The sequence below is a fragment of the Kitasatospora phosalacinea genome, from assembly GCF_030268885.1.
Classification (GTDB): domain Bacteria; phylum Actinomycetota; class Actinomycetes; order Streptomycetales; family Streptomycetaceae; genus Kitasatospora; species Kitasatospora phosalacinea_C.
Map to the genome: position 1 here is coordinate 75,957 of NZ_BSSA01000034.1, position 20,784 is coordinate 96,740.

19 protein-coding genes are annotated in these 20,784 nt (G+C 73.7%); 15 read left to right on the forward strand and 4 right to left on the reverse strand.

Annotated features, from left to right (window positions below; translation table 11 throughout):
* Nucleotides 1-6: 6 nt before the first annotated feature.
* The 7 genes from hutH to hutI all read left to right on the forward strand — a co-directional run bounded on the left by hutH (nt 7) and on the right by hutI (nt 8,830).
* Nucleotides 7-1,569 (forward strand): histidine ammonia-lyase, encoded by a 1,563-nt coding sequence (gene hutH / locus QSK52_RS33465; RefSeq protein ID WP_285740018.1) that lies wholly within the window; start codon nt 7-9, stop codon nt 1,567-1,569.
* 167 nt (nt 1,570-1,736) lie between these two features.
* Nucleotides 1,737-2,609, forward strand: coding sequence for a MurR/RpiR family transcriptional regulator (locus tag QSK52_RS33470; protein WP_285739999.1), 873 nt, complete (start codon nt 1,737-1,739; stop codon nt 2,607-2,609).
* A 104-nt stretch (nt 2,610-2,713) separates the two neighbouring features.
* The gene (locus QSK52_RS33475) at nt 2,714-3,055 is read left to right on the forward strand and encodes a hypothetical protein (protein ID WP_285740000.1); all 342 of its coding nucleotides are present in this window, start codon (nt 2,714-2,716) and stop codon (nt 3,053-3,055) included.
* Between the two features lie 349 nt (nt 3,056-3,404).
* On the forward strand, nt 3,405-5,072 hold the full coding sequence (gene hutU / locus QSK52_RS33480; protein WP_285740001.1) for a urocanate hydratase: 1,668 nt from the start codon (nt 3,405-3,407) through the stop codon (nt 5,070-5,072).
* Nucleotides 5,073-5,083: 11 nt separating this feature from the next.
* Nucleotides 5,084-6,271, forward strand: coding sequence for an allantoate amidohydrolase (locus QSK52_RS33485; protein WP_285740019.1), 1,188 nt, complete (start codon nt 5,084-5,086; stop codon nt 6,269-6,271).
* A complete protein-coding gene (locus tag QSK52_RS33490) occupies nt 6,256-7,608 on the forward strand; it encodes a formimidoylglutamate deiminase (RefSeq protein WP_285740002.1) in 1,353 nt (450 codons plus the stop codon). The genes QSK52_RS33485 and QSK52_RS33490 overlap by 16 nt, the downstream gene beginning before the upstream one ends.
* 55 nt (nt 7,609-7,663) lie before the next feature.
* Entirely contained in the window at nt 7,664-8,830 is a 1,167-nt protein-coding gene (gene hutI, locus QSK52_RS33495) for an imidazolonepropionase (RefSeq protein WP_285740003.1), read from the forward strand.
* Nucleotides 8,831-8,836: 6 nt separating this feature from the next.
* Here hutI and QSK52_RS33500 read toward each other — a convergent pair whose 3' ends face one another.
* Nucleotides 8,837-10,345, reverse strand: a complete 1,509-nt coding sequence (locus tag QSK52_RS33500) for a peptide MFS transporter (protein ID WP_285740004.1) — start codon at nt 10,343-10,345, stop codon at nt 8,837-8,839.
* A 316-nt stretch (nt 10,346-10,661) separates the two neighbouring features.
* Between QSK52_RS33500 and QSK52_RS33505 the strand changes: the two genes are divergently transcribed.
* Nucleotides 10,662-11,336, forward strand: coding sequence for a response regulator transcription factor (locus tag QSK52_RS33505; protein WP_285740005.1), 675 nt, complete (start codon nt 10,662-10,664; stop codon nt 11,334-11,336).
* Nucleotides 11,337-11,382: 46 nt separating this feature from the next.
* Nucleotides 11,383-12,624, forward strand: coding sequence for an ATP-binding protein (locus tag QSK52_RS33510; RefSeq protein ID WP_285740006.1), 1,242 nt, complete (start codon nt 11,383-11,385; stop codon nt 12,622-12,624).
* A 15-nt stretch (nt 12,625-12,639) separates the two neighbouring features.
* On the opposite strand, the gene QSK52_RS33515 is transcribed toward QSK52_RS33510, so the two are convergent.
* Complete coding sequence (locus QSK52_RS33515) at nt 12,640-13,161, reverse strand: GtrA family protein (protein ID WP_285740007.1); 522 nt, start codon at nt 13,159-13,161, stop codon at nt 12,640-12,642.
* Between the two features lie 237 nt (nt 13,162-13,398).
* Here QSK52_RS33515 and QSK52_RS33520 point away from each other — a divergent pair, with 237 nt between their 5' ends.
* Genes QSK52_RS33520 through QSK52_RS33535 form a run of 4 tightly spaced genes read left to right on the forward strand, consistent with a single transcriptional unit; the run spans nt 13,399 to nt 17,089 of the window.
* Nucleotides 13,399-14,490: a 5-(carboxyamino)imidazole ribonucleotide synthase gene (locus tag QSK52_RS33520; protein ID WP_285740020.1), complete on the forward strand. Its 1,092-nt coding sequence runs from the start codon at nt 13,399-13,401 to the stop codon at nt 14,488-14,490.
* On the forward strand, nt 14,487-15,011 hold the full coding sequence (gene purE, locus QSK52_RS33525) for a 5-(carboxyamino)imidazole ribonucleotide mutase (protein WP_285740008.1): 525 nt from the start codon (nt 14,487-14,489) through the stop codon (nt 15,009-15,011). The genes QSK52_RS33520 and purE overlap by 4 nt, the downstream gene beginning before the upstream one ends.
* Before the next feature lie 12 nt (nt 15,012-15,023).
* A complete protein-coding gene (locus QSK52_RS33530) occupies nt 15,024-16,217 on the forward strand; it encodes a dipeptidase (protein WP_285740009.1) in 1,194 nt (397 codons plus the stop codon).
* Between the two features lie 38 nt (nt 16,218-16,255).
* The gene (locus QSK52_RS33535) at nt 16,256-17,089 is read left to right on the forward strand and encodes a MerR family transcriptional regulator (protein ID WP_285740010.1); all 834 of its coding nucleotides are present in this window, start codon (nt 16,256-16,258) and stop codon (nt 17,087-17,089) included.
* Nucleotides 17,090-17,092: 3 nt separating this feature from the next.
* Here QSK52_RS33535 and QSK52_RS33540 read toward each other — a convergent pair whose 3' ends face one another.
* A complete protein-coding gene (locus QSK52_RS33540) occupies nt 17,093-17,500 on the reverse strand; it encodes a CoA-binding protein (protein WP_285740011.1) in 408 nt (135 codons plus the stop codon).
* Nucleotides 17,501-17,627: 127 nt separating this feature from the next.
* Nucleotides 17,628-18,971, reverse strand: coding sequence for a UDP-glucose dehydrogenase family protein (locus QSK52_RS33545; RefSeq protein ID WP_285740012.1), 1,344 nt, complete (start codon nt 18,969-18,971; stop codon nt 17,628-17,630).
* Between the two features lie 141 nt (nt 18,972-19,112).
* Here QSK52_RS33545 and QSK52_RS33550 point away from each other — a divergent pair, with 141 nt between their 5' ends.
* Nucleotides 19,113-20,291, forward strand: coding sequence for an LCP family protein (locus tag QSK52_RS33550; RefSeq protein WP_285740013.1), 1,179 nt, complete (start codon nt 19,113-19,115; stop codon nt 20,289-20,291).
* Nucleotides 20,292-20,390: 99 nt separating this feature from the next.
* On the forward strand, nt 20,391-20,784 hold a 394-nt coding region (locus QSK52_RS33555), incomplete at its 3' end, for an acyl-CoA dehydrogenase family protein (RefSeq protein ID WP_285740014.1).

The following is a 20,784-nucleotide window of genomic DNA, read 5'->3' on the forward strand; positions in this document are numbered from 1 at the left end:
ATGGATATGCACAGTGTCGTCGTCCAGGTCGGCAAGGCCGACGTCAGCGCCGAGGACGTCCTCGCCGTCGCCCGCGGCGGGGCCCGGGTGGAGATCGGTCCGGACGCGCTCGCCGAGATGGCGGCGGCCCGGGCCCGGATCGACGCGCTGGCGGCCGAGCCGCGGCCGGTGTACGGGGTGTCGACCGGGTTCGGCGCGCTGGCGGTGCGGCACATCAGCCCGGAGCTGCGGGCCCAGCTGCAGCGCTCGCTGGTGCGCTCGCACGCGGCGGGCATGGGGCCGGTGGTGGAGACCGAGGTGGTCCGGGCCCTGGTGTTCCTGCGGATGAAGACCCTGGCGTCCGGCCGCACCGGCGTGCGCCCGCTGGTCGCCGAGACGATGGCCGCACTGCTGAACGCGCACATCACCCCGGTGGTGCGGGAGTTCGGCTCGCTGGGCTGCTCCGGCGACCTCGCGCCGCTCTCGCACTGCGCGCTGGCGCTGATGGGCGAGGGCACCGCGTTCGGGCCGGACGGGGTGGAGCGGCCGACCGGCGAACTGCTCGCCGAGGCCGGGATCGCCCCCGTCGAACTGCTGGAGAAGGAGGGCCTGGCCCTCATCAACGGCACCGACGGCATGCTCGGCATGCTGGTGATGGCGCTGGCCGACCTGCGCCGCCTGTACGCCACCGCCGACGTCACCGCCGCGATGACGCTGGAGGCGCTGCTGGGCACCGACAAGGTGCTCGCCCCCGAGCTGCACGCCCCGATCCGCCCGCACCCGGGGCAGGCCGCGTCCGCCGCCAACATGCTGGCGGTGCTGCGGGGTTCGGGCCTCACCGGCCACCACCAGGACGACGCGCCGCGGGTGCAGGACGCGTACTCGATCCGCTGCGCCCCGCAGGTCGCGGGCGCCGGACGGGACACCCTGGCGCACGCCGCGCTGGTCGCCGAGCGGGAGCTGGCCGCCTCGGTGGACAACCCGGTGGTGCTGCCCGACGGCCGGGTCGAGTCGAACGGCAACTTCCACGGCGCGCCCGTCGGCTACGTGCTGGACTTCCTGGCGATCGCCGCCGCCGACCTGGCCTCGATCTCCGAGCGGCGCACCGACCGGCTGCTCGACAAGGCCCGCTCGCACGGCCTGCCCGCCTTCCTGGCCGACGACCCGGGCGTGGACTCCGGCCTGATGATCGCCCAGTACACCCAGGCCGCGCTGGTCAGCGAGAACAAGCGGCTGGCGGTGCCCGCCTCGGTGGACTCCATCCCGTCCTCGGCGATGCAGGAGGACCACGTCTCGATGGGCTGGTCCGCGGCCCGCAAGCTGCGGCAGTCGGTGGCCAACCTCGGACGCGTGCTGGCGGTGGAACTCGTCGCCGCCGCACGGGCGTTGGAGATCCGGGAGCAGGCCGCCGAGCGGCCGGGCGTGCTCGCCCCGGCGACCGCCGCCGCCGTCGCCGCCGCCCGCGCGGCCGGGGTCGGCGGCCCCGGCCGGGACCGCTTCCTCTCCCCGGACCTGGAGGCCGCCGCCGAGCTGGTCGCCTCCGGCGCCCTGCTGGCCGCGGTCGAGGAGGTCACCGGACCGCTCGCCTGACGCCCTGGCGGGACGGGCGGGCGCACCCGCCGGAGCCGGATCACCGGCCTCCGGACCCGCCCGTCCCGCCAGTCGAAACGCGATTGCCCACCTGCCGGGACTGCGCCACAGTCGTCCCACCGTCGAAGCCACCGGCGACCGCCCGACCGAGCGTGGAGGTACCGCACATGACCGCCCTGGACGAGACCGGCACCACCACCGGCCCCTCCGCCCGGCTGCTCCACCTCTTCGAGGGCCACCGGCTGACCCCCACCCAGCGGCGGATCGCCCACTCGCTGGTCCGGCACGCCACCGAGGCGCCGTTCCTGTCCAGCGTCGAGGTCGCCGAGCTCGCCGGGGTCAGCCAGCCCTCGGTGACCAGGTTCGCGGTCGCGCTCGGCTACGACGGCTACCCGGCGCTGCGCAAGCAGCTGCGCGAGCTCGGCGTCGCCGACGGCGGCGCGCCCGAGAGCCACGACGAGGTGGTGCGCAACGAGCACCAGCAGGCCGTCCTCGCCGAGATCGAGCACCTGCGGCACCTCGCCGAACTGCTCGCCGACCCCGCCCCGATCGTCCGGGCCGCCCGGATCCTGGCCGCCTCCCGCCCGCTGCCGGTGCTCGGCCTGCGGGCCGCCTCCGCGCAGGCCCGCGGCTTCGCGTACTTCGCGGGCAAGGTGCACCCCGACGTCCGGCTGCTCGACGAGGGCGGCTCGATGCTCGCCGACCGGCTGGAGCAGGCCGCCGCCGCCGGGGCCACCGCGCTGCTCTGCTTCGCCCTGCCGCGCTACCCGCGCGAGCTGATGGACGCCCTCGCGGTGGCCCGGGAGTGCGGGCTGACCGTGCTCACCGTCGCCGACTCGGCGTTCGCCCCGGTCGCCAAGCTCTCCGACGTGCTGCTGCCCGCCGCCGTCGGTACCGGCCTGGTCTTCGACACCGCCTGCGCCCCGATGATGCTCGGCCGCGTCCTGCTGCAGACCATGTGCGACGAACTGCCGGGCGCCGAGGCGCGGCTGGAGGCCATCGAGCAGTCCGCGACGTCCCGTCAACTCTTCCTGGAATGACATCCGTTGTTTGCCGAATGACACCTTCTCGTCGGGTTGACGACGGGTGCTGAGCGGGCATCCCTCTCCGTAGGGAGAACGACAGCTTGGACGGGGGAAGTCCAATGCCACCGCCGATCCACCAGATGAGACTCACCGGACGGCTCGGTTCCGGGGCCGACGAATGGTCCTGCCCGCTCTGCGGCCGCCGCATCGCGCTGCGCCGTCCGCCGCGCCCCGAACTGACCGTCCTCGACCCCGGTGACGAGGAGGCCGTGCACATCGGCGTCCTGGAGCCCGGGGACGGAGCGGCCGAGGAAGCCGCCGCCCGCTACGGCGTCGGCCCGGTCCAGCACATCCCGCGCCCGCCGGCCCGCCCCGGCCAGCCGACCCCCGAACCCGACGCGGCGGACCGCCGCTGGCTGGCCGAGATCGGCATCGACTGGGACGGCGACGAGGCCGCCTGACGGCGGCTCAGGGGCGCTGACGTGTCCGCCGGAGGAGACGGCGGACGAAGGTGCGGACGATCGCCGGGCGGGGGTGCGCCGGGTTCGCGGTGCCGGCCGAGGCCGCCGTGGCCCGGGGGAGCCACGAGTCCCGCTCCGGCGGCCCCGCCGGCGTGCCCGCTGCTCGGCAACCGGCCGGTGCGGCAACTGGCGAAGGCCGGTCCGGCCCTGTTCGTCGCCGGGGCGGCGGCGCCTGCACCGGGACGCACCGGGCCGTTCCCTCCCGGGGAACTCTGGCTGCCGTGGCACTGTTTGGATATATTCAGTCTCGTTGATCGTGAATGAATTCCATCCGGCAGGAGGCTGGACCGTGGCAGAGCAGACGAGCGGCCCGCGCGAGGTCCGCGCGGCGCGGGGGAGCGGGCTGAGCGCGCAGGGCTGGCAGCAGGAGGCGGCCCTGCGGATGCTGATGAACAACCTGGACCCGGAGGTCGCCGAGCACCCGTCCAAGCTGGTCGTCTACGGCGGCACCGGCAAGGCGGCCCGGGACTGGCGCTCCTTCGACGCGATGGTGCGCACCCTGCAGGGGCTCAAGCAGGACGAGACCATGCTGGTGCAGTCCGGCCGCCCGGTCGGCGTGATGCAGACCCACGAGTGGGCGCCGCGGGTGCTGATCGCCAACTCCAACCTGGTCGGCGACTGGGCGAACTGGGAGGAGTTCCGCCGCCTGGAGTCGCTCGGCCTCACCATGTACGGGCAGATGACCGCCGGGTCCTGGATCTACATCGGCACCCAGGGCATCCTGCAGGGCACCTACGAGACCTTCGCGGCGGTCGCGAACAAGAAGTTCGGCGGCAGCCTGGAGGGCACCATCACCCTCACCGCGGGCCTCGGCGGCATGGGCGGCGCCCAGCCGCTGGCCGTCACCATGAACGGCGGCGTGGCGATCTGCATCGACTGCGACCCGTCCCGGATCGCCCGCCGGATCGAGCACCGCTACCTCGACGTCGAGGCCACCGGCCTCGACCACGCCCTGCAGCTGGCCACCGAGGCCCGCGACCGGCGGCAGCCGCTCTCGATCGGCCTGCTCGGCAACGCCGCCGACCTGCTGCCGCAACTGCTGGCGATGGACGCCCCGATCGACGTCGTGACCGACCAGACCAGCGCCCACGACCCGCTCGCCTACCTGCCGTCCGGCGTCGCCTTCGAGGACATGGCCTCCTACGCGGCCGAGAAGCCCGCCGAGTTCACCACCCGGGCCCGCGAGTCGATGGCCCGGCACGTGGAGGCGATGGTCGGCTTCCAGGACCGCGGCGCGGAGGTCTTCGACTACGGCAACTCGATCCGCGGCGAGGCCCAACTCGCCGGGTACGACCGGGCGTTCGCCTTCCCCGGGTTCGTCCCCGCGTACATCCGGCCGCTGTTCTGCGAGGGCAAGGGCCCGTTCCGCTGGGCCGCGCTCTCCGGCGACCCGAAGGACATCCACAAGACCGACCGGGCCGTCCTCGACCTCTTCCCGGAGAACGAGTCGCTGCACCGCTGGATCACCATGGCCCAGGAGAAGGTGCACTTCCAGGGCCTGCCCGCGCGGATCTGCTGGCTCGGCTACGGCGAGCGCGACAAGGCGGGCGAGCGGTTCAACGACATGGTGGCCTCCGGCGAGCTGTCCGCGCCGATCGTGATCGGCCGCGACCACCTGGATTGCGGCTCGGTCGCCTCCCCCTACCGGGAGACCGAGGCGATGCTCGACGGCTCCGACGCGATCGCCGACTGGCCGCTGCTCAACGCCATGGTCAACGTGGCCTCCGGCGCCTCCTGGGTGTCGATCCACCACGGCGGCGGCGTCGGCATCGGCCGCTCGATCCACGCCGGTCAGGTCACCGTCGCCGACGGCACCCCGCTGGCCGGGGAGAAGATCCGCCGCGTCCTCACCAACGACCCCGGCATGGGCGTCATCCGGCACGTCGACGCGGGCTACGACCGGGCGGCCGAGGTCGCGCAGGAGCGCGGGGTGCGCGTCCCGATGAACGAGCTGTGAGCTTCGACGCGATGTGGGCGGAGCTGCTCCCGGTGGGCCGCTCCGCCGCCACCGGCGGCTACCGGCGGCACGCCTGGAACTCCGCCGACGCCGAGTGCCGGGCCTGGTTCGAGCAGCAGGCCCGCACCCGCGGCCTGGCCTACCGGACGGACCGCAACGGCAACCAGTGGGCCTGGCACGGGGACCCGGCCGCCGGGAACGCCGTGGTCACCGGCTCGCACCTGGACTCCGTCCCGGACGGCGGCGCCTACGACGGGCCGCTCGGGGTGGTCTCCGCCTTCGCCGCGTACGACGAACTGCGCTCCCGCGGCGCCGGGTTCACCCGCCCGCTGGCGATCGTCAACTTCGGCGACGAGGAGGGCGCCCGGTTCGGCGTGGCCTGCGTCGGCTCCCGGCTGGCCACCGGCGCGCTCGACCGGGAGGCCGCGTACGCGCTGCGCGACGCCGACGGGGTGCGGCTGCCCGACGCGATGGAGCGGGCCGGGCACGACCCGGCGCTGATCGGCCCCGACCCCGAACTGCTGGGCCGGATCGGCGCGTTCGTCGAACTCCACGTCGAGCAGGGGCGCTTCCTCGCCGAGCGGCAGCCGGTCGGGGTGGCCGGGGCGATCTGGCCGCACGGCCGGTGGCGGTTCGACTTCCACGGCGAGGCCAACCACGCGGGCACCACCCTGCTCGCCGACCGTCGCGACCCGATGCTGACCTACGCCACCACCGTGCTGGCCGCCCGCAAGAAGGCCCGGCTCGCCGGGGCGCTGGCCACCTTCGGCAAGGTCGCCGTCGAACCCAACGGCACCAACGCCATCGCCTCGCTGGTCCGCGGCTGGCTGGACTCGCGCGCCCCCGACGAGCGGACCCTCGGCCAACTCGTCGAATCCATCGGGCAGTCGGCCGTCGAGCGGGGCGAACGCGACGGCGTCCGGGTCGAGCTGACCCGCGAGTCGTACACCCCCGTCGTCGACTTCGACGCCCCGCTGCGCGACCGCCTCGCGAAGCTGCTGGACGCCCCCGTCCTGCCCACCGGCGCGGGACACGACGCCGGGATCCTGGCCTCCGCCGTCCCGACCGCCATGCTGTTCGTGCGCAACCCCACCGGGGTCTCGCACTCCCCGGCCGAGCACGCCGAACGGGCCGACTGCCACGCCGGGGTCCGCGCCCTGGCCACCGCACTGGAGGACCTCGCATGCCGTCCGTCGTGACGTACTGGGCCGAACACGCCTGGCTGCCGCACCCGAACGGCCCCGCCGTCCAGCCCGAGGTGCGGATCACCGTCGGGCCGGACGGCCGGATCACCGAGGTCGTCCCCGGCAGCGGGCCCTGCCCCGCCGGGGCCGTCCGGCTGGCCGGGCTCGCCCTGCCCGGGCAGGCCAACGCGCACTCGCACGCCTTCCACCGGGCGCTGCGCGCCACCGTGCAGGTCGGCTCCGGCACCTTCTGGACCTGGCGCGACACCATGTACAAGGTCGCCGCCGCGCTCGACCCCGACCGCTACCTGGCGCTCGCCACCGCCGTGTACGCCGAGATGGCGCTCGCCGGGATCACCGCCGTCGGCGAGTTCCACTACCTGCACCACGCGCCCGACGGCACCCCGTACGCGAACCCCAACGCGATGGGCGAGGCGCTGATCGAGGCCGCCGCCCGGGCCGGGATCCGGATCACCCTGCTCGACACCTGCTACCTGTCGGCCGGCTTCGGTGCCGAACCGACCCGGCACCAGCGGCGCTTCTCCGACGGCGACGCGGACGCCTGGGCCGCCCGGGCCGCCGCCCTGAAGGGCGCCGACCACGCCCGGATCGGCGCCGCCGTGCACAGCGTCCGCGCCGTCCCCGCCGAGCAGTTGGGCACCGTCGCGCAGTGGGCGGTCAGCCGCCGCGCCCCGCTGCACGTGCACCTCTCCGAGCAGACCGCCGAGAACGACGCCTGCCTCGCCGCGCACGGCGTCACCCCCACCCGGCTGCTCGCCGACCACGGCGTCCTCGGCCCGCGCACCAGCGCCGTGCACGCCACCCACCTCACCGACGAGGACGTCCGGCTGCTCGCCGGCTCCTCCACCACCGTCTGCATGTGCCCCACCACCGAACGGGACCTCGCCGACGGCATCGGCCCCGCCCGGCAGCTCGCCTCCGCGGGCTGCCCGATCAGCCTCGGCTCCGACAGCCACGCCGTCATCGACCCGTTCGAGGAGGCCCGCGCCCTGGAGCTGGACGAACGCCTGCGCACCCGCACCCGCGGCCACTGGACCGCGAACGAGCTGCTGCGGGCGGGCACGGCGGACGGCCACGCCTCGCTCGGCTGGCCCGAGGCCGGCCGCCTGGCGGTCGGCGCCCTCGCCGACTTCTGCGTCCTCGCCCTCGACACCGTCCGCACCGCCGGAGCGCCGCCCCGGCTCGGCGCCGAGACCGCGGTCTTCGCGGCGGGCGCCGCCGACGTCCGCCACCTGGTGGTCGGCGGACGGCACGTGGTCGCGGACGGCGTGCACCGGCTCGTCCCGGAGACCGGCCGCGCGCTCGCCGAGGCCGTCGGCGCGCTGCGGTGACGGCCCCGCGCCGACCACGTCCCCGTCCCCGACACCCTCGAAGGGCCCCGCGTCCATGAGCACGCTCGTCAGCAACATCGGTTCGCTCGTCACCAACGACCCCGCCCTCGGCGAGGGCCCGCTCGGCCTGCTCGCCGACGCCGCCGTGGTGGTGGACGGCGACCGCGTCGCCTGGGTCGGGCCGACCGCGGCCGCGCCCGCCGCCGACGAGGCGGTGGACGCGGGCGGGCGGGCGCTGCTGCCCGGCTTCGTGGACAGCCACGCGCACCTGGTGTTCGCCGGGGACCGCACCGCCGAGTTCCACGCCCGGATGTCGGGCCGGGCGTACAGCGCGGGCGGCATCCGCACCACCGTCGCCGCGACCCGGGCCGCCTCCGACGCCGAGCTGAACGCCAACCTGACCCACTTCCTGGCGGAGATGCTGCGCCAGGGCACCACCACCGTCGAGGTGAAGTCCGGCTACGGCCTGAGCACCGCCGACGAGGCCCGCTCGCTGCGGATCGCCGCGGGCCACACCGAGGAGACCACCTACCTCGGGGCGCACGTGGTCGCCCCCGAGTACGCCGACGACCCGGCCGGGTACGTGGAGCTGGTGACGGGCGAGATGCTCGCCGCCTGCGCGCCCTACGCCCGCTGGGTGGACGTGTTCTGCGAGCGCGGCGCCTTCGACGGCGACCAGGCCCGGGCGGTGCTCACCGCGGGCCTCGCGCAGGGCCTGCAGCCGCGGGTGCACGCCAACCAGCTGGGCCACGGCCCCGGCGTGCAGCTCGCGGTGGAGCTGGGCGCCGCGTCCGCCGACCACTGCACCCACCTGACCGACGCGGACGTCGCCGCGCTGGCCGGGAGCAGCACGGTGGCGACCCTGCTGCCGGGCGCCGAGTTCTCCACCCGCGCGCCCTACCCGGACGCCCGGCGGCTGCTGGACGCGGGCGCCGCCGTCGCGCTGTCCACCGACTGCAACCCGGGCTCCAGCTTCACCAGCTCGATGCCGTTCTGCGTGGCCGTCGCGGTCCGCGAGATGGGCATGACCCCGGACGAGGCGGTGCACGCCGCCACCGCGGGCGGCGCGCTCGCGCTGCGCCGCACCGACGTGGGCCGGATCGCCCCCGGCGCCCGGGCGGACCTGCACCTGCTGGACGCGCCCTCGCACGTCCACCTGGCGTACCGCCCGGGCGTCCCGCTGACCGCCGCGGTGTGGCAGGGCGGGGTCAGGAGGGTCTGACGCCGGTCAGCGGGCGTCGCCCATCAGCTTCCCGATCCGGCCGCGGGCGGCGAACAGGCCGACGCCCGCGGCCACCGCCAGCAGGCCCTGGACGGCGAAGTACCAGGTCGAGCCCACCACGTCGTCGCCGAGCAGCAGCTGGGCGAGCGCGGCCACGCAGTCGCCCGCGGTGACGGCGAGGAACCAGACGCCCATCATCTGGCTGGCGTACTTGGCGGGCGCCAGCTTGGTGGTGACGGACAGGCCGACCGGGGAGAGGGTCAGCTCGCCGGTGGTCTGGATCAGGTAGACCACGGCCAGCCAGAGCGGCGAGACCCGCACGCCGCCGGAGGCCGCCGCCATGGCGAGCATCATCACCAGGAAGGACGCGCCGATCATCAGCAGGCCGAAGGCGAACTTCGCGGTGGTGGAGGGGTTGCGGCCGCGCCGGGCGGCGGCGTTCCACAGCCAGGCGAAGACCGGGGCCAGCGCCATGATGTACAGCGGGTTCAGCGACTGGAACCAGCTGGACGGGAAGCCGAAGCCGAACAGGCTCCCGGCGGTGTTCTGCTCGGCGAACACGCTCAGGGTGGAGCCGGACTGGTCGTAGATCATCCAGAACACCGCGGCCGCCACGAAGAACCACAGGTAGCCGCCCATCCGGGAGCGCTCCGCCCCGGTCAGGTCGCGGTCCCGGCGGATCCGGACGAACACCAGGGCGGGGACGGCGATCCCGGCCAGCGACAGCGGCCAGATCGCCCAGGAGACGGTGAAGTGGCCGGTGCCGGCCACCACGCCGTAGAACAGCGCGGCGGCGGCCAGCCAGACGCCGGCCTTGCGCAGCACCGCGCGGCGCTCGTCCCGGCTCATCGGCGAGGCGACCACGCTGGAGCGCGGGCTCAGGTGGCGGCTGCCCAGCAGGTACTGGACCAGGCCGAGCGCCATGCCGACGCCCGCCAGCGCGAAGCCCAGGTGCCAGTCCACCTTCTGCCCGACGGTGCCGATCACCAGCGGCGCGAGGAAGGCGCCGAGGTTGATGCCCATGTAGAAGATGGTGAAGCCGCCGTCGCGGCGCGAGTCGTCGTCCTTGTCGTAGAGCTGGCCGACCATCGTGGAGATGTTGGCCTTGAGCAGGCCGGAGCCGACCGCGATCGGGACGAGGCCGAGGAAGAAGAACGCCTTGCCGGGGACGGCGAGCATGAAGTGCCCGACCATGATGACCAGCCCGCCGAGGGCGACGGTGCGCCGGGCGCCCAGCAGCCGGTCGGCGATCCAGCCGCCGGGCAGGGCGAGCAGGTAGACCATGGCGTTGTAGACCGAGTACACGGCGGCGGCGGTGGCCACCGGGAGCTCCAGGCCGCCCTTGGCCGCCGCGGTGGACATGTAGACCACCAGCAGGGCGCGCATGCCGTAGAAGCTGAAGCGCTCCCACGTCTCGGTCATGAAGAGGGTGGCCAGGCCGCGGGGGTGGCCGAGGAAGGTCCGCTCCGGGGTGGGGGAGGGCCGTACCTCGGACTCCAGGGTGGTCGAAGCCATGCTGATTCCTTGCCTGTTTGCTCGGGTTCCCCACCACTCTAAGTCGCGAGTTCAGGTGATCACGGAGCGTGAAAGGTATGCAGAAGGTAAAGTAAGACGGCTGTGTATCGTACATTTTCATGCCTCAGGCGGAAGATTGCCTGTGAAATCAAGGTCGATGCGAAGAATGTCCGTGAAAGTACAGTTGTTGCCGAAGCGGGCCCCGAAAACAAGTTGATCACCCACTGTGACGGTGTTCACAGCGGCCCGCCCGGGCGGGCCGGGAGGGCCCGAGACCCCCTGATCGGCGGCCCCCGCGCGGTCTACCATCGCCCCTATGACCTGTGTGCTGCTGGCCGAGGACGACCCGGCAATCTCCGAACCGCTGGCCCGCGCCCTGCGCCGCGAGGGCTACGAGGTGCTCGTCCGCGAGGACGGACCGGCCGCCCTGGGCGCCGGCCTCGGCGAGGACGTCGACCTGATCGTGCTCGACCTCGGACTCCCCGAGATGGACGGCCTGGAGGTGTGCCGGCGGCTGCGCGCGGACGGCAAGAGCTTCCCGGTCCTGGTGCTCACCGCCCGCGCCGACGAGGTGGACACCGTGGTCGGCCTGGACGCCGGCGCCGACGACTACGTCACCAAGCCGTTCCGGCTGGCCGAGCTGCTCGCCCGGGTCCGGGCCCTGCTCCGGCGCGGCAACGTCGACCAGCTGACCACCGGCGCGCACGGCGTGAAGATCGACATCGAGTCGCACCGCGCCTGGCTCGGCGAGGAGGAACTCACCCTCTCCGCCAAGGAGTTCGAGCTGCTGCGGGTCCTGGTGCGGGACGCCGGACGGGTGGTCACCCGCGAGGAGATCATGCGCCAGGTCTGGGACACCACCTGGTGGACCTCCACCAAGACCCTGGACATGCACATCTCCTGGCTGCGCAAGAAGCTCGGCGACGACGCCGCGAACCCCCGCTACATCGCCACCGTGCGGGGCGTCGGCTTCCGCTTCGAGAAGAACTGACCGGAAGCACCGCAGCGAACCGGACCCGACCGAAGGACCGCCCGGCGTGAAGCGCAGGATGATCAACTCACTGCTGGGCGTCGTCCTGGTGGTGGTCGCGGTGTTCTGCGTGCCGCTGGCCCTGATCGAGAAGCAGTCGATCGTCAACGCCGCCAACGACCGGGTGGACGCGGTGGCGGTCCGGGTGCTCGGCCTGGTCGAGAGCCGGCTCGCCGCGGGCGAGCCGGTCAGCGGCGAGAAGTTCGCCGCCGTGGTCACCGGGGACGACTACTACGTCACCGTGGACATCCCCGGACAGTCGCAGATCGCCCTCGGCCACCCCGTCCGGGGCGACGCGCTGACCGCCACCGAGACCGGCGCCAGCGGGGAGACCGTCACCGCCGTGCAGTCCCGCACCGCGCTCGACCACGAGATCGGCAACATGCTGCTGCTGCTCGGCGTGGTCGCGCTGCTCGCCGTCCAGGCCGCCGTGGCGCTCGCCGTCTGGCAGGCCAAGCGGTTGGCCCGGCCGCTCACCGACCTCGCCGAGACCGCCGAACGGCTCGGCTCCGGCGACCCGAGGCCGCAGGGCCGCCGCTACGGCGTCCCCGAACTCGACCGGATCGCCGAGGTGCTGGACACCAGCGCCGAGCGCATCGCCCGGATGCTCACCGCCGAACGCCGCCTCGCCGCCGACGCCTCGCACCAGCTGCGCACCCCCCTCACCGCGCTCTCCATGCGGCTGGAGGAGATCACCGCGCTCGCCGAGGACCCGGGCACCGTCCGCGAGGAGGCCGCGATCGGCCTCCAGCAGGTCGAGCGGCTCACCGACGTGGTGCAGCGGCTGCTCACCAACCAGCGCGACCCGGGCAGCCCCACCGCGGTGACCTTCGGGCTCGACGAGGTGGTCAAGCAGCAGGTCGAGGAGTGGGCCCCGACCCTGCGCGACAGCGGGCGGCGGCTGGACATCGAGGGCCTGCGCGACGCCCGGGTGACCGGCACCCCCGGCACCGTCTCCCAGGTGCTCGCCACCCTGATCGAGAACTCGCTGATGCACGGCGCGGGCACCATCACGCTGCGGGTGCGCCGCTCCGGCAGCTCGGTGGTCGCCGAGGTCCAGGACGAGGGGCAGGGCGTCCCGCGGGAACTCGGCAACCGGGTCTTCGAGCGGGCGGTCAGCGGTCGCAACTCCACCGGCATCGGGCTGGCCGTCGCCCGCGACCTCGCCGAGGCCGACGGCGGCCGGCTCGAACTGCTGTCGCTGCGGCCGCCGGTGTTCGCGCTGTTCCTCGCCCGCGGGGACGACTGACCGCCCCCGCCGCCGTCAGTTCGCCAGCGCGGGGCGCTCCTCGGCGGCCAGCAGCAGCTCCGCCTCCTGCACCACCTCGGGGTCCTCCAGCTCCGGCAGCGCCTTGAACACCCAGGTGCGGTAGGAGACGAAGCGGAAGACGGTGGCCACCACCAGGCCGAGGAACTTGCCGCCCAGCAGCTCCAGCGAGGTGCCCAGGCCGAGCACGTGCTGGGTGAACTCCAGGACACCGGTCTCGATCGCCATGCCGATGCCGCTGAACAGCAGGAACAGCGTGATCTCGCGCTTGCGGGAGGCGGCGTCGCGGTCCCGGTAGAGCCAGTAGCGGTAGCCGAGGTAGTTGGAGGCGATCGCCACCGCCGTCGCGCCCACGTTGGAGCGCAGCGGGGCCAGGCCGAGGACGTGGTTGAGGAGCCAGAACAGACCGAAGTTGACCACCACGCCGGAGGCGCCGACCAGGGCGAAGCCGATGGCTTCCATCCGCATCCCGCTCAGCCGCCGGAGCGGGGAGGGGCGCGTCTCGGTGGTGCTCGTCATCCGGGCTGTCTCCGTCTACGTCGACTTCACATGATCGGATTAGTAGGTGTCGTGCGATCCGGCCCACCAGGCTACCCGCACTCCACGAGTGCTCCCGCTCCGTCCCGGGCGCGCACCGCCCCCGCGCACGCCGTGACGGGCGCCCCCACCGGCCCGGATATCCTGGGGCGCGTGACTGTAGCGGGCAATGCGAACTTTCCAGTGGTCGGAGTCATCGGCGGCGGGCAGCTCGCCCGCATGATGCACCAGGCGGGCATCCCGCTGGGCATCCGCTTCAAACTCCTCGCCGACACCCCCCAGGAGTCGGCCGCGCAGGTGGTCGGCACCACCGTGCTCGGCGACTACCGCGACCTCGACACGCTGCGGGCCTTCGCCGCCGACTGCGACGTGATCACCTTCGACCACGAGCACGTTCCCACCGAGCACCTGCGCACCCTGCAGGCCGAGGGCATCGCCGTCCGCCCCGGGCCGGACGCCCTGGTCAACGCCCAGGACAAGGGCGTCATGCGGGCCAGGCTCGACTCCATCGGCGTCCCCTGCCCCCGGCACCGCCTGGTCGCCGACCCGGCCGACGTCACCGCCTTCGCGCACGAGGGCGAGGGCTACCCCGTCGTCCTGAAGACCGTCCGCGGCGGCTACGACGGCAAGGGCGTCTGGGTCGTCAAGGACGAGTCCGAGGCCGCCGCCCCCTTCCTCGCGGGCGTCCCCGTCCTCGCCGAGGAGAAGGTCGACTTCCTGCGCGAGCTCGCCGCCAACGTGGTCCGCTCGCCCAGCGGCCAGGCCGTCGCCTACCCCGTCGTCGAGTCCGTCCAGGAGAACGGCATCTGCGCCGAGGTCACCGCCCCCGCGCCCGACCTCGACCCGGCCCTCTCCGACGAGGCCCAGCAGCTCGCCCTCCGGATCGCCGGCGAGCTCGACATCACCGGCCACCTCGCCGTCGAGCTCTTCCAGACCCGCGACGGCCGCATCCTGGTCAACGAACTCGCCATGCGCCCGCACAACTCCGGCCACTGGTCCCAGGACGGCGCCGTCACCTCCCAGTTCGAGAACCACCTGCGCGCCGTCCTCGACCTCCCCCTCGGCGACCCCCGCCCCCGCGCCGGGTGGACCGTCATGGTCAACGTCCTCGGCGGCGACTACCCCGACATGTACCGCGCCTTCCTGCACTGCATGGCCCGCGACCCCGGCCTCAAGATCCACATGTACGGAAAGGACGTGAAGCCCGGCCGCAAGGTCGGCCACGTCAACGTCTTCGGGGACGACCTCGAAGACGTCCGCGAGCGCGCCCGCCACGCGGCCGCCTACCTGCGAGGAACGATTACCGAATGACCTCTCCCCTTGTCGGCATCGTGATGGGCTCCGACTCCGACTGGCCCGTGATGGAGGCCGCCGCGCAGGCGCTCGACGAGTTCGAGGTCCCGTACGAGGTCGACGTGGTCTCCGCGCACCGGATGCCGCGCGAGATGGTCGCGTACGGCGAGCAGGCGCACGGGCGCGGGCTGAAGGCGATCATCGCCGGGGCCGGCGGGGCGGCGCACCTGCCGGGGATGCTGGCGTCGGTGACGCCGCTGCCGGTGATCGGGGTGCCGGTGCCGCTGCGCTACCTGGACGGGATGGACAGCCTGCTGTCGATCGTCCAGATGCCCGCCGGGGTGCCGGTGGCGACGGTCTCGGTGGCGGGGGCGCGCAACGCGGGGCTGCTCGCGGTGCGGATGCTGGCCGCGTTCGACGCCGAACTCGCCGAGAAGATGGTGGAGTTCCAGGCCGAGCTGAACAACCAGGCCACCGAGAAGGGGCGCAAGCTGCGGGCCAAGGTCGCGGGGAACGACTCCTTCGGCTTCGGCAAGTAGTAGAACGGGGGGATGACCCCCGAACTGCTCGACCGCGCCCGGGCCGTCCTGCGCACCACGCCGGTGGTGGACGGCCACAACGACCTGCCCTGGGCGATGCGCGCCCAGGCGGGCTACGACCTCGACGCCGTCGACCTGACGGCCGACCAGAGCCACCGGCTGCACACCGACCTCGGCCGCCTGCGGGCGGGCGGGGTCGGTGCGCAGTTCTGGTCGGTGTTCGTGCCGGCCGAGCTGTCGGGGGACGGCGCGGTCAGCGCGACGCTGGAACAGGTCGACTTCGTCAAGGCGATGACCGCCCGCCACCCCGAGCACCTGAGGCTCGCGCTGACCGCCGACGAGGTGGAGGCCGCCCGCGCCGAGGGCCGGATCGCCTCGCTGATGGGCGCCGAGGGCGGCCACTCGATCAACTCCTCGCTGGCCACCCTGCGGGCGCTGTACGACCTGGGCGTGCGCTACCTGACGCTCACCCACAACTCCAACGTGCCGTGGGCGGACTCCGCGACCGACGAGCCCGTGCACGGCGGGCTGAGCGCGTTCGGCGAGGAGGTGGTGCGGGAGATGAACCGGCTCGGCATGCTGGTCGACCTCTCGCACGTCTCCGCCGACACCATGCGCGACGCGCTGCGGGTCTCCGAGGCGCCGGTGATCTTCTCGCACTCCTCCGCCCGCGCGGTCTGCGACCACCCGCGCAACGTCCCCGACGACGTGCTGGCCGAACTGCCCGCCAACGGCGGCGTCGCGATGGTCACCTTCGTGCCGAAGTTCGTGCTGCCCGCCGCCATCGAGTGGACGCTCGCCGCCGACGCCAACATGGCGGCCCGGGGCTTCCACCCGCTGGAGACGACGCCCGAGGCGATGGCCGTGCAGCGCGCCTACGAGGCCGAGCACCCCCGCCCGGTCGCCACCGCCGCCACCGTCGCCGACCACCTCGACCACGTCCGGGAGGTCGCGGGCATCGACCACGTCGGCCTCGGCGGCGACTACGACGGCACCGCCTTCACCCCGTCCGGCCTGGAGGACGTCTCCGGGTACCCGGTGCTGGTCGCCGAACTGCTGCGCCGCGGCTGGTCCGAGGCCGACCTCGCCAAGCTGAGCTGGCACAACGCGCTGCGGGTGCTGCGCGGGGCCGAGACGGTCGCCACCCGGCTGCGGGCCGAGCGCCGTCCCTCGACCGCCACCCGCGAGCAGTTGGACGGCGCGTGAACCACCCGCTTGACCCCGCCCCTGGGGCAGGCCGCAGCGTGACCGGTGTGGAGGAGGAACGGCTGCTCACCACCGGTGAGTTCGCCCGGCGCGGCCTGCTGTCGCCGAAGGCGCTGCGGCTGTACGACCGGCAGGGGCTGCTGCCGCCGGACCGGATCGACCCGGACAGCGGCTACCGGTACTACCGGCCGGAGCGCCTGGCCACCGCGCGGCTGATCGTCAGGCTGCGCGGCCTGGACATGCCGCTGGCCACGGTCGCCGAGGTGCTCGCCCTGCCGGGCCCCGCGGCGGCCGAGCGGATCGCCGCGTACTGGGCCGCCGTCGAACGGCGGACCGCCTCGCAGCGGACGCTGGCCGACCACCTCCGCGTCCAACTCAGCGGACTCGAAGGGATCGACGAGATGTACCGGATCGAACAGCGCGACGTGCCCGAGCAGCTGGTGCTCACCGAGCGGCGCCGGGCCGAGCCCCGGGAGCTGGACGGCTTCATCGGCGGCGCCACCGAGCGGCTGGTCGCGATCGCGGCGGCCCACGGCGGGGTCGTCGCCGCACCGTTCGTGGTCTACCACGGCCAGGTCGACGAGGACAACGACGGCCCGGTGGAGGTCTGCGTCCCGATCGACCCGGCCCGCGCCGAGGGCCTGACCGCGCCGCACCGCACCGAGCCCGCCCACCGGGAGGCGTACACCAGGATCACCAAGGCGCAGGTGGACTACCCGCAGATCCTCAGCGCCTACGACGCGGTCTGCGCCTGGGCGGAGCGCAACGGCACCCCGCGGGCCGGGGCCGGCCGCGAGGTGTACTTCGCCGACTGGGCGGCCGCCGGGCCGTCCGACGAGGTCTGCGACGTGGCCCTCCCGATCAGCGGCTGAGCCTCACAGCCTCGGCAGCTCGATCGCCGGGCAGCGGTCCATCACCATGTCGAGCCCGGCCGCGCGGGTGCGGGCGAACGCCTCCTCGTCGACCACGCCGAGCTGGAACCAGACGGCCTTGGCGCCCTTCGCCACCGCCTGGTCGGCGACCGCGCCGGCCAGCTCGGAGTTGACGAACACGTCCACCACGTCGACCGGGAAGGGGATCTCGGCGAGCGAGGCGTAGCCCTGCTCGCCGAGCACCGCCTCGGCCTTCGGGTGCACCGGCACGATCCGCTTCCCGGCCCGCTGCAGCACCCGGGCCACGCCGTACGCGGCACGCGCGGTGTTGGTGGACAGGCCGACCACGGCCCAGGTGTCGCCGGAGTCGGTGAGGATCTTCCGGACGGTGGCGTCGTCTCCGTAGCTCATGCCAGGGCCAACGGCGCCACCGCGCCGCCCATTCCGCGGCCGCCCGCGCGGTTCACCCGCCGACGCCACCCCCCGCCGACGCCACCCCCCGCCGACGCCACCCCCCGCCGAGGTCACCCCGCCGACGTCACTCCGCCGAGGGCCGGCCCATCGCCCGGTAGGTCCAGCCCGCGGCGCGCCAGGCCTCGCCGTCCAGCACGTTGCGGCCGTCGACCAGGCGGCGCTCGGCGACCAGCGCGCCGACCTCGGTCGGGTCCAGCTCGCGGAACTCCTGCCACTCGGTGAGGTGCAGCACCACGTGCGCGCCCGCGACGGCCTCCAGCGGGGTGGCGGCGTAGGAGAGGCTGGGGAACATCTTGCGGGCGTTGTCCATCGCCTTCGGGTCGTAGACCGTGACCTGGGCGCCCTGCAGCTGGATCTGCCCGGCCACGTTCAGCGCGGGCGAGTCCCGGATGTCGTCCGAGTTCGGCTTGAACGCGGCGCCCAGCACCGCGACCCGGCGGCCCAGGAAGCCGCCGCCGCACTGCTCGCGGGCCAGCTCCACCATCCGGGAGCGGCGCCGCATGTTGATCGAGTCGACCTCGCGCAGGAAGGTCAGCGCCTGGTCGGCGCCCAGCTCCCCGGCCCGGGCCATGAACGCCCGGATGTCCTTGGGCAGGCAGCCGCCGCCGAAGCCCAGGCCCGCGTTCAGGAACTTCCGGCCGATCCGCTCGTCGTAGGACAGCGCCTTGGACAGCTGCACCACGTCGGCCCCGGCGCTCTCGCAGACCTCCGCCATCGCGTTGATGAAGGAGATCTTGGTGGCCAGGAAGGAGTTCGCGGCGGCCTTCACCAGCTCGGCGGTCGGGAAGTCGGTCACCACGAACGGCACGCCGTCGGCGATCGGGCCCGCGTACACCTCGCGCAGCAGCCGCTCGGCGTTCTCGCTGCGCACGCCGACCACCAGCCGGTCCGGGCGCAGGGTGTCGCCGACCGCGAAGCCCTCGCGCAGGAACTCCGGGTTCCAGGCCAGTTCGGCCCGCTCGCCGACCGGGGCGAGCGCGGCCAGCCGCTCGGCCAGCCGGTTCGCCGAGCCGACCGGCACGGTCGACTTGCCGACCACCAGCACCGGCCGCTCCAGCAGCGGCGCCAGCGAGTCGATCGCGGAGTCGACGTAGCTCATGTCGGCGGCGAACTCGCCCTTGCGCTGCGGGGTGTTCACGCAGACGAAGTGCACGTCGCCGAAGGCCGCGACCTCCTCCCAGGAGTCGGTGAAGCGCAGCCGCCCGGTCGAACCCTCGTGGCCCGCGACGTGCTTGAGCAGCAGCTCCGACAGCCCCGGCTCGTACATCGGCACCCGGCCCGCGGCGAGCGCCGCCAGCTTGTCCCGGTCGACGTCGAGCCCCAGGACCTCGAAGCCGAGCTCCGCCATGCACGCGGCATGCGTCGCGCCCAGGTAGCCGGTGCCGATCACCGTGATGCGGGGAGCCACACGCGTTCCCTTCGGTCCGGGCCGTACCAGGGGGGAGCGACGGCCGCAGCCACCGATGGTAGCCGCCCCGCCGAGCGCCGGGGATGCGCGGATTTCACGGTTTCCGCTCGAAGGTCCGTACGGGAGGTTCACAATGCCGCCATGACTTCCAAGGGGCGGGGCGACGAGCCGGACGAGGACCCCGGACGGCTGAGCATCTTCGCGCGCGACGAGGACGAGGCGGACGGCGAGGCGGACGGGGGCGCGGACGGCGACGGGAGCGCGGGGGGCGGTGCGGGCGCCCCGGTCCGGCGGCGCCGGCGCGGGCGGCGGCTGCTGGTCTGGACGCTGGCGGTGCTGCTGGTGCTGTTCGGCGGGGCGTTCGGCGGCCTGCTGTGGGCCGCGGACCACTACGCCTCCTCGGTCGAGCGGATCCCGAACGCCTTCCCGACCCTGCCCGCGTCCGAGCAGCCCTCCGCCGTCCCGCACACCGGCCAGACCTTCCTGCTGGTCGGCCTGGACGCCCGCTCCGACCAGCCCACCACCGGCAAGGACGCCAAGGCCCCGGCCTGGCAGGTGGGGGCGCAGCGCAGCGACACCATGATGCTGATGCACATCTCCGCGGACCGGAAGTCGGTCTCGCTGGTCTCGATCCCGCGCGACACCTGGGTGCCCGTCCCCGGCCACGGCAAGGCGAAGATCAACGCCGCCTACTCCTGGGGCGGTCCGGCGCTGACGATCCAGACCGTCCAGGACCTCACCAAGATCAAGGTCGACCACATCGCGGTGATCGACTGGAACGGCTTCCGCTCCCTCACCGACGCGGTCGGCGGCGTCGACATCACCATCCCGCGCACCATCGAGGCCAAGGGCGACGCCCGCGAGTGGCTGGCCGGCACCCACCACATGGACGGCGCCGAGGCCCTGCTCTACGTCCGCGAACGCCACGGCCTGCCCAACGGCGACCTCGACCGCACCAAGCGCCAGCAGAACTTCCTGCGCGCCCTGATGCTCCGGACGATGAACTCCGGCACCCTCTCCAGCCCGTCCAAGCTCACCGGCCTGCTCGGCACCATCGGCGACGTCGCCAGCGTCGACGACCGCCTCAGCAACAGCGACCTGTACGACCTGGCCTGGAGCCTGCGCGACGTCCGCCCCGACAACGTGCACTTCATGAACGCCCCGTTCGGCGGCTTCGACACCATCGACGACCAGGCGGTGGTCCTGATGGACGACGGCGCCGCGAACGTTCTGTGGAACGCGATGCGCACCGACCGGATGGACGCCTACCTGGCCGAGCACCGCACCAGCACCGACACCCTCGGCGAGGACGTCAGCTGACCCCCCCGCCCGCTGTTGCCCCGGTCACCTGCCGCCCGGGCGGGCCCGGCACCTAGGATGAGCACTACTTAACGGTAATTAACGTGAGGGGCGAGCAAGATGGCGGGCAACTCCGGGGCGGACTTCGACCTCTACCGGCTCGGCGAGGAGCACGAGATGCTCCGGGAGTCGGTGCGTGCGCTGGCGGAGGCGAAGATCGCTCCGTTCGCGGCGGCGGTGGACGAGGAGGGGCGGTTCCCGCAGGAGGCGTTGGAGGCGTTGCGGGGGGCGGACCTGCACGCGGTGCACGTGCCGGAGGAGTTCGGGGGTGCGGGGGCGGACGCGCTGGCGACGGTGCTGGTGATCGAGGAGGTGGCGCGGGTGTGTGCGTCGTCGTCGTTGATCCCGGCGGTGAACAAGCTGGGGTCGTTGCCGGTGCAGTTGGCGGGGTCGCAGGAGTTGAAGGAGAAGTACCTGGGGGCGCTGGCGCGGGGGGAGGGGATGTTCTCGTACT